This is a genomic window from Kribbella sp. NPDC023972 (assembly GCF_040639075.1).
Lineage (GTDB): Bacteria > Actinomycetota > Actinomycetes > Propionibacteriales > Kribbellaceae > Kribbella.
In genome coordinates, this window is the sequence record NZ_JBEZZH010000002.1 from 123760 (window position 1) to 135953 (window position 12194).

Below are 12194 nucleotides of genomic sequence, written 5' to 3' on the forward strand. Positions count from 1 at the left end.
ACCATGACCGCGCAACTACGCTGACACAATGCGACGGTTGCGCCGGTGGTACGCCTGGTGGGTCAGGCATGCCCCGCGCCTGCGCGACATCCTGTTCGTCGGCTTCAGCCTGCTCACCGTCGTTCTCCAGGCCGCCTCCGGCGGGGGCGGCTCGGGAATCAAGGACTGGTACGTCCTGGGCGCCGGCGTGGTGGCGTCGGTCGCGCTGTTCTGGCGCCGGCGGTTCCCGGCGATCGTCACCGCGATCACCGTGCTGGCGATGCTGACCGCGGCGATCTTCGTCCCGATGGGCCTCGCCCTGCTGACCTTGGCGATCCGCCGCCGCGACCTGGTCCTCGCCGTCCTGGGCATCGCGGCGTACGTCGCCTATGTGGTGAACTCGTCGTGGTCCGGCGACAGCAACCTCGTGGTCTCGTTGTTCACCGCGCCGTTCCTGATCGGCACCTGGATCGCGGCCGGTGCCTACATCGGCGCGCGCCGCGACCTGATGGTGTCGCTGCGGGACCGTGCCGAGAGGGCCGAGGCGGAGCGTGAGTTGCGCGGCGAGCAGGCCCGGCTGGGGGAGCGGGCGCGGATCGCCCAGGAGATGCACGACGTCCTCGCGCACAAGGTGTCGCTGATCGCCCTGCACGCCGGTGGACTCGAGGTGAACCCGGCGGTCGGCCCGGAGAAGGTGGAGGACTCGGCCCGGCTGATCCGCGAGACCGCCCGGCAGGCGATGGAGGATCTGCGCGAGGTTCTCGGCGTACTGCGGTCCGACCTGAGCGTCGCCGGGGCCGACCTGACCCCGGTGCCACGGGCGTCGGACCTGGATCGCCTGGTCGAGGCGTCCCGGGACGCCGGGGTGAGTGTGACCGGCGAGTTCTCGCTGGCGGACGACGTACCGGTTTCGCTCGGGCGCACGATCTACCGCGTGGTGCAGGAGTCGCTGACCAACGTGCACAAGCATGCCCGGGGAGCCTCGACCGAGGTGGTCGTCCACGGCGGCCGGGGAGATGGCGTCACAGTCAGGGTGACGAACGTGCGGCCGGTGGCTGCTGGTTCACTGCTCCCAGGCTCCGGCGCCGGCCTGGTCGGCCTGCGGGAGCGGGTCCAGTTGGCAGGCGGCCGGCTGTCGACCGGACCGACGCAGGAAGGCGGCTGGCAGGTGGAAGCCTGGCTGCCCTGGCCGGACGGCCGGGACGACGTGGATGAAGGGGAACGATGACGCGGCTGCTGATCGTGGACGACGAGGCGCTGGTCCGGGCCGGGCTGAAAATGATCCTCGAGTCGGACGACGACCTCGAGGTGGTCGCCGAGGCCGGGGACGGCGCCGACGCCGCGGAGATGGTGGTCAAGCACCGGCCGGACGTCGTCCTGATGGACATCCGGATGCCTCGGCTGGACGGGCTGGCGGCCACGCGTGAGGTGCAGGCCCTGCCGGACCCGCCGAAGGTCGTCGTACTGACGACGTTCGACCTGGATGACTACGTGTTCCGGGCGCTGCAGGCCGGGGCCAGCGGCTTCCTGCTGAAGGACACGCCGCCGCGCGAGCTGGTGCAGGCGGTGAAGGTGGTCGCGGCCGGGGACGCGATGCTGTCGCCGGCGGTGACGCGTCGGCTGATCGGGCACTTCGCGGCGGACTCGCGCTCGGACCGGCAGCGGCAGGCGCGGCAGCGGATCGGCGTACTCACCGATCGGGAGCGCGAGGTGCTGGGCGCGGTCGGGCGTGGGTTGTCGAACGCCGACATCGGCAAGCAGCTCTTCATGAGCGAGGCGACGGTGAAGGCCCACGTCTCCCGCGTGCTGGTGAAGCTGGACGCCACCAACCGCGTCCAGGTCGCGATCCTCGCCCACGACGCCGGGCTGCTGGACGACTGAGACGCCGGGCCTCGGACGAGACGCCGAGCTCGGACGAACACCGGGCTCGGACGAGAGGCCGGGCTTGGACGAACAGCCGGGCTTGGACGGACAAGGCGGAACCGGTCGGGGCCGTCGGAGGGGAGGGGGACGACGGCCCGCGACCGGTTTCAGGTCAGCGATCCTGGGGGAGAGGATGCTGACAGGTCGGACTCAGACGCGGCCGAAGGCCACGCTCTTGGTCCAGATCTTCGCCTTCCGGACCGGCACACCCGGCTTCGAGGAGTGCCACAGCATGTTGCCACCGGCAAAGATGCCGACGTGGTACACGCCGCCGCCACCGCTCTTGAAGAACACGAGGTCACCCGGCTTGGCGGCCGTGCGGCTGATGTGCTTGGTCGCGCTGTACTGCGCACGCGACGTACGGGGCAGCTTCTTGCCGGCCTTCTTGTAGACGTAGCCGGTGTAGCCCGAGCAGTCGAAGCCACGCGGAGTCGTGCCGCCGTAGCGGTACGGCGTGCCCTTCAGCTTGGCGGCCTCGCGCAGCACCTTGGCGCGGAAGGTCGTGGTGGTGCTCGAGGTGCCCTTGCTGCCGTACAGCAGCCCGCGCTTGGCGGTCCAGGTCAGCCGGCTCCAGGTCTCCCGGGTCGTCGTACCGGTGACCTTGAGACCCCAGGATGCCTGGTACTTCTTCAGGACCCGGATGGTGCTGGCGCCGTAGTAGCCGTCAGGGCCGAGGTGCAGGGCCCGCTGGACGTACTTGACGGTCGGACCGGAGTCACGGAACCGGAGCAGCGGCCGGCTCGGGACGCTCCAATATCCACGCGGCGTAGTGGTTGCGGTGGCGGAGGTCGTCGCCGCCGAGGCGGAGGCCGGAGGGGTGATGACGGTGAGAGCGGATCCACCGCCGACTGCGAGGCCTACCGTGAGGACGGCGGCCGCGGCCCGAGGGGTCGTGGGCTTGGTGGGCTTGCGGTGCTTCGCGAGGGTCCGGCCGGTGGGCCTGGTACTGAGCTCGCTGGTCTGGCTGACGGCGCGCGACAGCGACGTCCGTCGGACAGTGACGGGCATGGTGGTCTCCCGACGCCTGCGGAGTTAGCTGTCGGGTTCGGGCTGGGATTCATAGCCCGGTCCGCTCCCGCGGACTTCACCCCAGGGTCCCGACCACTCACGGTCGAGACCCAACCTCCTGGGTCCCCCACCCCTGCCATGTATTTCGAGGGGGTCAGCTGTGTCTGGCAGGGCTCGGCGTTGACACAGCTGCGGTTCGTGTGGTTTACCGAACCGTCGCCGACTGTATAACAAAATGATCACGACGCAAACCCTCAGATCCTCAGGGTGTGTCGTGGAAGACCCTGAATGGCTCTCTGACGGATCAGTGACCGGTGGTGAACACCAGGTGTCCTGAGCGCGTCTGACCGGGGTTCAGGGGGCAAATGAGCAGCTCGATGTGATCTGGCTCACACTCAATAATTGCTTTCTGTGACAACGGGCACAGTGCGTACGCAGGGCACCCTCAGGTGCTTGTGAATTCAGCTAATTTCCGAGCAGTTCGACGAACCGGTCCAGGCCGATATTCCCGCCCGACAGCACCACTCCGACGCGCTCGGGCAGCGGCTGGATCCGCCCGGCCAGCAAGGCCGCCAGTGCGCTGGCACCGCTCGGCTCGAGGACGATCTTCAACCGCTCGAACGCGAACGCCATCGCGGCCACGATCTCGTCGTCCGCGACCAGCGCGAAGCTGTCCACCAGCCCCCGGTTCACCGCGAAGGTCAACTCGCCCGGAGTCGAGATCGCCTGCCCGTCCGCGATCGTCCGCGGTACGGCGATCTCCACCCGCTCGCCCGCCGCCAGCGACCGGGCGTGGTCGTCACCGGCGGCCGGCTCGACCCCGATCATCCGGATTCCCGGCGACAGCGCCGTCGCGGCCGTCGCGCAACCGGCCATCAACCCACCGCCCCCGACCGGGACGAGGAGCGCGTCCAGCGGCCCGGTCTCCTCGATCAGCTCCAGCGCGACCGTCCCCTGCCCGGCCATCACGTCATAGTGGTCGTACGGCGGAATGAGAGTGAGCCCTCGTTCGGTCGCCAGCTCCTTGGCCAGTGCGGCCCGGTCCTGGGCGTAACGGTCGTACGTGACGACCTCGGCGCCGTACCCACGGGTCGCGGCGAGCTTCGTCGGCGGCGCGTCGGCCGGCATCAGGATGACCGCCGTGGTCCCCGCGATCCGCGCCGCCAGCGCGACGGCCTGCGCGTGATTCCCCGACGAGTACGCCGCGACGCCGTACCGGAGCTGGTCGGCCGAGAGTCGGCTGACCGCGTTGTACGCGCCGCGGAACTTGAACGCGCCGATCCGCTGCAAGTTCTCCGCCTTGAGGAACACCTGCGCCCCGACCCGCTCGTCCAGGGTCCGCGAGGTCAGGACCGGCGTACGGTGGGCGACCCCGGCGATGCGGTCGGCGGCGGACCGGACGTCTGTGAGACTCAATCCGGTCATGGGGCCACGCTATCTGCTCTCGCGCGCAACCGATGTCAAGATGGCTCGGTCGGCTCCGTACTGATGGGCGAGAGGCTCCCGGCCGGGGGCCGTGGATGGAGGAGACACCATGAAGTACCTGCTGGTGCTGAACATCAACCCCGACGTGCTGGCCGCGCTGACCGAGGAGGAGCAGCAGGCGATCGGCGCCGGGCACGAGAAGTTCATGGCGACCATCAAGGAGTCGGGCGAGTTCCACAGCACGGTCGCGCTGGGCGAGCCGGCCAAGTCCGCGGTGGTCAAGGTCCGCGACGGCGTACCGGCCGTGACGGACGGGCCGTTCGTGGAGTCGAAGGAGTTCCTCGGCGGCTACTACCTGATCGACGTGGCCTCGGCCGAACGTGCGTACGAGTTGGCCGCGATGATCCCGGACGCCGCGATCGAGGGCCTCGGCGTCGAGGTTCGGCCGGTGGAGTTCGAATCCGGTCTCTGAACGCAGAAGGGGTCTCGCCGTCGTGGCGAGACCCCTTCTTTTGTTGGGTTCTCAGGCCGTCTGGTTGTCTACGTTCGCCCTCGGCCGCGTTCCGCTTGATCGACTCGATCCCGTTCAGTGCGCCGGCCTCGCATCAGCCTGCCGGGACGTCGCGGACCACGCCGGGTGGGCCGGACCAGCCGGGCCAGGGACCGGGCGGCGGGCCGTCGGCGTCGGGGCGTTCCTCTGCGACCGTCTTGTACGGCTTGAGGCCGCGCGCCTGGTAGTTCACCATTGCGGCGGGTCCGTCGAGGGTGTTCGTGTTCACCCAGACGCGGGTGATCGGTTCGACGCTGTCGTGGCGCTCGTGCAGGGTCCACGCGTTGCGGAGGCCGACTGTCAGCAGGTGACCGCCGATGCCCCGGCCGATGAAGGCTTTCAGGAGCCCGAAGTTCTCGAGCTCGACCTCGCTGCCGACGCCGCGCATCGCGACGTACCCGGCCGGAACGCCACCGACCCACGGCACGTACGTCTCGAACCCGGGCCGGCTCAGCCACTCGACCCACTGGTCCCAGTTCCAGCCGAGCTTGCCGATCCAGTGCCAGTGACCGCCGACCGCGGTGTAGAGGTAGCGGGCGAACTCCGGCGAGACCTCCTCGACCCGTCTGATCTCCACCGGCTGCTCACGCGCCGGCACGATCTCGTCCGGGCTGTGCTGCTCCAGGTAGGTCATAACACTGAGCGCCAAGCTACTTCCCCTCTTTCAGTACGCCGCGGATGCCTGCAACCACCAACTCGATACCCAGCTCGTAGTACCGGTCTGTTGACGTCGGGCACACCAGAGTGTCAGCGGCGGCCGTGACCAGCGGGTACTTGCGCGGCGGCAGGGCGGCCAGGGACGCACGCTTCCTTCGCAACGAATCCTCGCGTGCGATCGGGTCGCTGACCTCACGTGCGATCGGGTCGTTGGTCACCAGCGTGATCAGGGAGCAGATCGACTGCCGTCCGACCTCGGCCGCGTCGTCGACCGAGAACCCGCCCTCGGTGAGCAGTTCCATCGTCCGCTCCGCCATCACCAGGCCCGGCTCGGCCACCAGGATGCGGGACAGCGTGAGATCGGCCAGCCGCGGGTGTCCTCTGAGTGCGTCGACGAACGCCGCCAGCACCTGGTGCAGCTGACGGTCCCACGGCTCGTCGGTCGGCTCCGGCAGTACGACATCCGCCAGCAGCCGGTCGCCGAGCGCGGCGAGCAGGTCGTCCTTGTCCTTGAAGTGCCGGTACAGCGCCATCGGCGTGACCTCGTGCAGACCGGCCAGCCGGCGGAGCGTGACGGCGGCCGGGCCCTCGTCGTCCGCGATCGCGAGCGCGCTGTCGACGACCTTGTCCGGATCCAGCCGGCGGGCGGGTTCTTTGCTGATCACGTTGACAAGTTTACACCGTAGACCTAGCGTGTACTGCGTACGCATACAACGTATACATACAGCGTAGACTTCTTCTGAGTGAGGTAGGCATGCGACGCAGTCCCTGGGCCACCCTGGCGGTGCTGGCCCTAGCGCAGTTCATCGTGGTGCTCGACGTGACGATCGTGAACGTCGCGCTGCCGCACATCCAGGCGGACCTGAACTTCTCCGCCGACTCCCTGCAGTGGGTGATCAACGCCTACACGCTGCTCTTCGGCGGCTTCCTGCTGCTCGGCGGCCGGATGGCCGACCTGCTCGGCCCGCGCCGGGTGTTCGTGGCCGGGCTGTTGCTGTTCGGTGTCACGTCGCTGGTCGCGGGGTTGTCCAACTCACCCGAGTTCCTCATCGGTGCGCGCGCCGTACAGGGTCTTGGCGGGGCGCTGCTGTCTCCTGCGGCTCTCGCGATCCTGACGGTGACGTTCGCGCATGGGCGGGAGCGCAACATCGCCATGGGCGTGTGGGGTGGTCTCGCGGGTCTCGGTGGCACGCTCGGTGTGGTGGTGGGCGGCGTACTGGTCGACTCACTCAGCTGGCAGTGGATCTTCTTCGTCAACGTGCCGATCGTGATTGCACTGGTCGCTGTGATCCCCGTGTTCGTTCCCGACGTACGGCACGCGGTTGGTCGACGTACTTTCGACACTCTGGGGGCTGTGCTCAGTACGGCGGGGCTGCTGGCGGTCGTGTACGGCGTGGTGCGGTCGGAGCCGTCGGGGTGGGGTTCGTTCGAGGTTGTCGGCGTACTGACTGCCGGAGTGGTGCTGCTGGTGACCTTTGTAGTGGTGGAGAAGCGGTCTGCTGCTCCACTGGTGCCGCTGCGCTTGTTCCGGTCACGTGCGTTGAGTGTGTCGAGTGGATCGCTTGCACTGAACGGTGCTGCGTTCCTCTCCATGTTCTTCTTGACTGCTATCTACCTGCAGCAGGTGCGTGGGGACAGTGCGCTCGAGGCGGGTGTGCACTTCCTGCCGATGGGTGGTGCGGCGATCCTCGGGGCGGTGCTGGCGTCGCAGCTCGTGCAGCGCGTTGGCACTCGTACTGTGCAGCTCGCTGGGGCTGTGTTGAGTGTGACCGGCTTGCTGCTGCTCTCGCAGGCTGACGCTACCGGCAGCTATGTCACTGAGTTGCTGCCTGGGTTGGTGATTTTCGGCTTCGGCATCCTCGGTGTCGGTGTTCCTGGTCAGATCACGGCTGTCTCCGAAGTCCAGCCGGCTGAGGCCGGCGCCGCGTCCGGTGTGGTCAACGCGATGTACCAGGTGGGCGGCGCACTCGGTCTGGCGATCGTCACCACGCTCTCCATCACTCACACAACGCATGAGCTGACGCGCGGCGCCACTGAGCAACAGGCCCTCGTCGCCGGCTACGAACGAGGCCTCCTGGCCGCCGCCGTCTTCGCCGTAGCCAACGTCCTCCTCACCCTCGCCTCCCCCCAACTCCAACCCACTTCGGAACAACTGACCGAAGCCACCGCTGCGGCATGAGGTTGCCTGTGGCAACCCCCTAGATGGCATTAGGGGTAGATGCGAGGGCGTTCCCGGATCCGGTGGGGCAGTTGGTTCGGAATGGTTGGTCCGAACTGATCTGTACAGGAGGACGGGATGAAGCGACTGGTTGGGGCGCTGGTGGCCGGGGTGACTGCTATGGCGGTCGTTGCGGCTCCGGCTGCTGCTGGAAGTGCACCTTTGCAGGGGCAATTGGACAGCGTGGTTGCGGCGAGTGCGGTGGGTGGGCTCGCCGAGGTGCGTGACGGGCATCGGGTCTGGCGCGGCGCCAGCGGTGTAGCGGAAGTCGGTACGACGCGGGCTGTGCCGGTCAACGGACGGTTCCGGGCCGGAAGTATCACGAAGACGTTCGTGGCGACCGTCGTACTGCAGCTGGTCGACGAAGGCGAGCTGCGGCTGGAGGATCCCGTTGAGAAGTGGCTGCCTGGGGTGGTTCCGAACGGTCAGCAGATCACCGTGCGGCACCTGCTCAACCACACGAGCGGGCTGTACGACTTCAAGGACACGTTGACGATGCCGGACATCCTCGCCAACCGGTGGCGGACGTGGACCGCCGACGAGGTGATCCAGCGTGCGGTGGCCAATCCTCCGACGGTCGAACCGCCGGGCCAGACCTTCGACTACTCGAACACCAACTACACCGTCCTCGGCGAGATCATCACGGCGGTGACTGGGGAGTCGTACGGCGACGCGGTCGAGCGCAGGCTGATCCGGCCGCTGGGTCTGCACGGCACTGAGATGCCCGGAACGTCACCACGGATCCGCGGGCCGCATCCGCACGGCTACGTCCCGTCCGGGCACGGTCTGCTCGACTTCACCGAGATGAACCCGTCGGTGTTCGGCGCCGGCGGCGAGCTGATCTCGACCACCCGTGACCTCAACAACTTCCTCACCGCCTTGCTCGCCGGCAAGCTGCTCTCATCACGTCTGCTTGCAGAGATGAAGACGCCGGCTGAGGCGGGCAGGAACTACGGCCTGGGGCTGGCCTGGCGAGACACCACCTGCGGCCTCCGGCTCTACGGCAACGACGGCGACTCCCTCACCTACCAGTCCTGGACCTTCTCCACGACCGATGCCCGCCACCAGGTCACTGTTGCCCTCACCCCCGACTTCGGAGCCGACTCCGACCAGTACGTGGACACCCTTCTGGACAAGGCTGTTTGCGGCTCCGCGTGAACCGTGTCGTCCCTAGGATCAAGGACAGCGGGGACATGTTCGCGTGCTCGGGTCGTACGACGAGGCCGAGGACCTGGTGCAGGAGACGTTCCTGCGGGCGTGGCGTGCGTACGGCGACTTCGAGGGTCGCTCGTCGCTGCGGGCGTGGCTGTACCGGATCGCGACGAACGCGTGCATCGACGTACGGCGTCCGCGGCGGGTGTTGCCGTACCACCTGGAGCCGGCCTCGTTCCCTGCGGTCGCGCTGCCGGCGCGGGAGGACGTGCCGTGGCTGCAGCCGTTTCCCACGTACTGCTGGACCGGGCGGAGGAGCCGGATGCGGTCGCGATCCGGCGGGAGACGATCGAGCTGGCGTTCCTGGTCGCGATCCAGCACCTGCCTGCGCGTCAGCGCGCCGTACTGATCTTTCGTGACGTGCTGGGCTGGTCCGCTCGGGAGACCGCCGCTGCGGTCGAGCTGTCGGTGGCGGCCGTCAACTCGGCGCTGCAACGCGCCCGTCCGATCCGCTCGATCACCCCCAAACTCACGCCGACCTACCGCGGCCACTGGCGCTTCCTCCCCACCACCGTCAACCACCAACCCACCCTCGCCGCCTACCTCAAACTCCCGATCGCCACCACCTACCGCCTGTTCGCCCTCGACATCTTCCGCATCGAGTCCGGCCAAATTGCACAATTTCACCCGGTACCGCCTCCCGAGCCATCTCCCCTGAAACCCCGGCGACGCGGGCGGGCGTCACCGGTCTCGGCTCGGACCTGAATGGTTACCTCGACAATCCGCCTCCGGTCCGGCGGGTCGCCTTGTCGTACGTCCTGCCCGTCACCGCGCCGCCGTTCTCTGCCACCTCCGAAACGTGCGCGGCGGCGGACTTGCCTTTGGGCTTCTGCTGGATTTCGGACTTCTTGATCTTCCCGCCGGTTCCCTTACTGCTGTTGCTGTCTTTTCTAAACGTCATGACGTTTCACGTCCTCACATGTCGTATGACGGAGTACATGAGCTTAGAGGCGTCATGGGGGCAAGAGGTCGGATTTGAGCGGCGCTATTTGGCGTCGGCGTAGCTTTTTACGGCGGCCACGGTGAAGGCGAAGTTGGTGGGGGTGGGGCCGAAGGTGAGGGTGCCGGCGAGGTTGCCGGCTTGTTGGATGGCGGTGGCGACCTGGTCGGCTTCGTCGGCGGGGCAGTGGACGATGACCTCGTCGTGCTGGAAGAAGACGAGCTCGGCCTTGAGCGGCGCCAGCGACTGGCGGAGGGCGCCGAGGAGCAGCAGGGCCCAGTCGGCGGTGCTGCCCTGGACGACGAAATTCCGGGTGAAGCGGCCGCGGGCCCTGGCGTGGCGGGGATCCGTGGTGGGTATGTCGGCCGGCGGGCCCTCCAGGAGCGCCGCGTCGAGCGGGTGACCGCTGGGCGGGCAGGTGCGGCCGAGGTACGTACGGACCAGCCGCCCCTCCTCACCCGCCCGCGCCGCGTCGTCGACGTACGCGACCGCCTGCGGGAACCGCGAGTGTGATACCCGAGGAGGAGTCATGGTATTCAGAAAGAGGCCGACGGATCAGGAGATGATGTCGGGAAACGGGCGTCGGGAAGACAAGCGGAGAAGTACGCCAAGCGCGGCGGTTTGGGAGACGATGACAGGGTCCGCGGACACACAGGGCAGGGTCACCAGTGATTACTCCCAGCGCACCCGGCGGCCGGCGCGGCAGGTCAACGAGAACGGCGTCTGACGCGCCGGTCACGCCGCCGGGCGTGTTCCTAGTCTAGGCGTCCGGCGGCACCACTCCGGCGGTCGCGACGTGGAATGTCACGGCGTCCGGGTGAAGGTGAGGCTTCGCCAGTGACGTGACCAACTTCGCGCCGTCGGCTGCCTCACGCTGAATCCACTCGATCGGCGCAGATCGCCCGATCCGCCGTATCTCCGCGACGGCCTCGAGGAACTCGCGTGACTCCGCGGCCGTCCATGGGCGCTTCCGCTCCCGCTCGACCGCTTCCGCCGCACTCGATTCCTGCTGCCAACGGCCGTTGCCGGCGTGGATGATCTGCCCGTCGGGACGCAGTACGGCGACTTCATCGACGTACTGCGGTCTGTCGATCGCCTCGGCCGTGTCGAGCACCCTGTGGTAACTGCTGTCGTGCATCGCCGGATCGGCGAGCCGGCCGTAGCCGTAGACCTCGAGTGCGCGGATGTGACGATCGAGTACGCCGAGTCGGCTGGCAGCCTCCGGTACGGCGAGGATCGCGACTTCGACCCGATATCCAGCCGACTTGAATTCCTGAGCCGCTTGCTCGACGTCCCCGGGGCTGAGCAGCGGCGACTCCATCACCACGTCGAAGCGGTGGGAACGCGCGTACGACGTCGCCTTCGTCGTCCATCGGCGGCTGTCCGTGCTCAGGTAACCCTCGGACGTTGGCTCTTCGTCGAGCGGCGTACGAAACAAGGGCCAGTAGTGCTGATACCGGTCCGGGCTGATCGTCACCGGCTGCCGCCCGTGGCGACTGAGGACGCCTTCTATCAGCGCGGTCACCACCGCCTTGCCGTCCCCAGGCTGCCCGGCGACGATCACGAGAATCGGCTGCTCCTGCGGCGTTCCGGTCAGTTCGTCCGGAACGATCCGCTCCCGAAAGATCCGCTCGTTCTCGGCTGCGTCCAGAACCGGCTCGCAGCGCGGGGTCTCATCAGGCTCGGCCAGCAAGACCTCGCCCTCCGAATAGATGGCATCAATCTCCGCCCCATCCTCCGGCCGCAACCCCCGCCGCCGCGCAGCCCAACCCCGCTGCTCGGCCCGCCACTTCGCAATCGCCCCGACGTCCGGCTCCGCGCGCGCGTCCTCACCAGCGATCAACTCCGCATACAACCCGATCGCCTGCCCGGCCCCCTCGAGCGCAACCTCAAAAGCCGCCACCTGCTGCCTAGGCGCCCCACCTACCACAGCCACTTCGGCTAGCACATGGACCATACGCAGACGCTACCGAACCCCCGGTTCTCCAGCCGAGCCATCGGCTGCGCACCGGCCGAAGGCCGAGCACGATGAGCCAAGCTAGCAAGCTCACGTTGAATGGTCCGGCCAGGAAGCTCAGGCCAGCGAAGATCCCGGACGATGCGGCAACGAATCCGAGCACCCCGGTGATCACGCCCCAATAGCCGAACCATGGTGGTGCGCCCAAGTCGCGCAGGAACCCCATCCCTGCCGTCAGAGCGCCGAGCCCCAAGACGCCGAAGGCGAGCACCGACGCGGATGAGGCCACGGCCCAGAGAGCATCGCCTGGCGGCACGGTCCCAGT

The 12194-nt window shown here is 68.0% G+C and carries 14 protein-coding genes and 1 riboswitch; of the genes, 7 read left to right on the top strand and 7 right to left on the bottom strand.

Annotated features, from left to right (window positions below):
* The first annotated feature begins 28 nt into the window (after positions 1-28).
* Together AB0F43_RS09840 and AB0F43_RS09845 are read left to right on the top strand one after the other, a co-directional pair.
* On the top strand, positions 29-1207 hold the full coding sequence (locus tag AB0F43_RS09840) for a histidine kinase (RefSeq protein WP_360473297.1): 1179 nt from the start codon (positions 29-31) through the stop codon (positions 1205-1207).
* Positions 1204-1860: a response regulator transcription factor gene (locus AB0F43_RS09845; protein WP_360473299.1), complete on the top strand. Its 657-nt coding sequence runs from the start codon at positions 1204-1206 to the stop codon at positions 1858-1860. The genes AB0F43_RS09840 and AB0F43_RS09845 overlap by 4 nt, the downstream gene beginning before the upstream one ends.
* Positions 1861-2052: 192 nt before the next feature.
* On the opposite strand, the gene AB0F43_RS09850 is transcribed toward AB0F43_RS09845, so the two are convergent.
* Positions 2053-2910 (bottom strand): NlpC/P60 family protein, encoded by an 858-nt coding sequence (locus tag AB0F43_RS09850; RefSeq protein ID WP_360473301.1) that lies wholly within the window; start codon positions 2908-2910, stop codon positions 2053-2055.
* Positions 2910-3100: riboswitch (cyclic di-AMP (ydaO/yuaA leader) on the bottom strand. (Overlaps the previous gene by 1 nt.)
* A 275-nt stretch (positions 3101-3375) precedes the next feature.
* Positions 3376-4335, bottom strand: a complete 960-nt coding sequence (locus AB0F43_RS09855; protein ID WP_360473303.1) for a pyridoxal-phosphate dependent enzyme — start codon at positions 4333-4335, stop codon at positions 3376-3378.
* 109 nt (positions 4336-4444) lie between these two features.
* On the opposite strand from AB0F43_RS09855, the gene AB0F43_RS09860 reads away from it, so the two are divergent.
* Entirely contained in the window at positions 4445-4807 is a 363-nt protein-coding gene (locus tag AB0F43_RS09860) for a YciI family protein (protein WP_360473305.1), read from the top strand.
* Between the two features lie 133 nt (positions 4808-4940).
* On the opposite strand, the gene AB0F43_RS09865 is transcribed toward AB0F43_RS09860, so the two are convergent.
* The gene (locus tag AB0F43_RS09865; RefSeq protein WP_360473307.1) at positions 4941-5534 is read right to left on the bottom strand and encodes a GNAT family N-acetyltransferase; all 594 of its coding nucleotides are present in this window, start codon (positions 5532-5534) and stop codon (positions 4941-4943) included.
* Position 5535: 1 nt separating this feature from the next.
* On the bottom strand, positions 5536-6207 hold the full coding sequence (locus tag AB0F43_RS09870) for a TetR/AcrR family transcriptional regulator (protein ID WP_360473309.1): 672 nt from the start codon (positions 6205-6207) through the stop codon (positions 5536-5538).
* An 89-nt stretch (positions 6208-6296) separates the two neighbouring features.
* On the opposite strand from AB0F43_RS09870, the gene AB0F43_RS09875 reads away from it, so the two are divergent.
* The 4 genes from AB0F43_RS09875 (at position 6297) to AB0F43_RS09890 (ending at position 9677) form a co-directional block, all read left to right on the top strand.
* Positions 6297-7721, top strand: a complete 1425-nt coding sequence (locus AB0F43_RS09875) for an MFS transporter (RefSeq protein WP_360473311.1) — start codon at positions 6297-6299, stop codon at positions 7719-7721.
* Positions 7722-7838: 117 nt separating this feature from the next.
* Entirely contained in the window at positions 7839-8918 is a 1080-nt protein-coding gene (locus tag AB0F43_RS09880; protein ID WP_360473313.1) for a serine hydrolase domain-containing protein, read from the top strand.
* Between the two features lie 43 nt (positions 8919-8961).
* The gene (locus AB0F43_RS09885; protein ID WP_360473315.1) at positions 8962-9321 is read left to right on the top strand and encodes a sigma-70 family RNA polymerase sigma factor; all 360 of its coding nucleotides are present in this window, start codon (positions 8962-8964) and stop codon (positions 9319-9321) included.
* Complete coding sequence (locus tag AB0F43_RS09890) at positions 9321-9677, top strand: hypothetical protein (RefSeq protein ID WP_360474498.1); 357 nt, start codon at positions 9321-9323, stop codon at positions 9675-9677. Before AB0F43_RS09885 ends, AB0F43_RS09890 begins: the two co-directional genes overlap by 1 nt.
* A gap of 4 nt (positions 9678-9681) precedes the next feature.
* On the opposite strand, the gene AB0F43_RS09895 is transcribed toward AB0F43_RS09890, so the two are convergent.
* The 3 genes from AB0F43_RS09895 to AB0F43_RS09905 form a co-directional block, all read right to left on the bottom strand.
* Complete coding sequence (locus tag AB0F43_RS09895) at positions 9682-9873, bottom strand: hypothetical protein (protein WP_360473317.1); 192 nt, start codon at positions 9871-9873, stop codon at positions 9682-9684.
* 84 nt (positions 9874-9957) lie between these two features.
* Positions 9958-10443, bottom strand: coding sequence for a DNA polymerase (locus AB0F43_RS09900; RefSeq protein ID WP_360473319.1), 486 nt, complete (start codon positions 10441-10443; stop codon positions 9958-9960).
* Positions 10444-10672: 229 nt separating this feature from the next.
* A complete protein-coding gene (locus AB0F43_RS09905; RefSeq protein ID WP_360473321.1) occupies positions 10673-11815 on the bottom strand; it encodes a zeta toxin family protein in 1143 nt (380 codons plus the stop codon).
* Between the last annotated feature and the right edge of the window lie 379 nt (positions 11816-12194).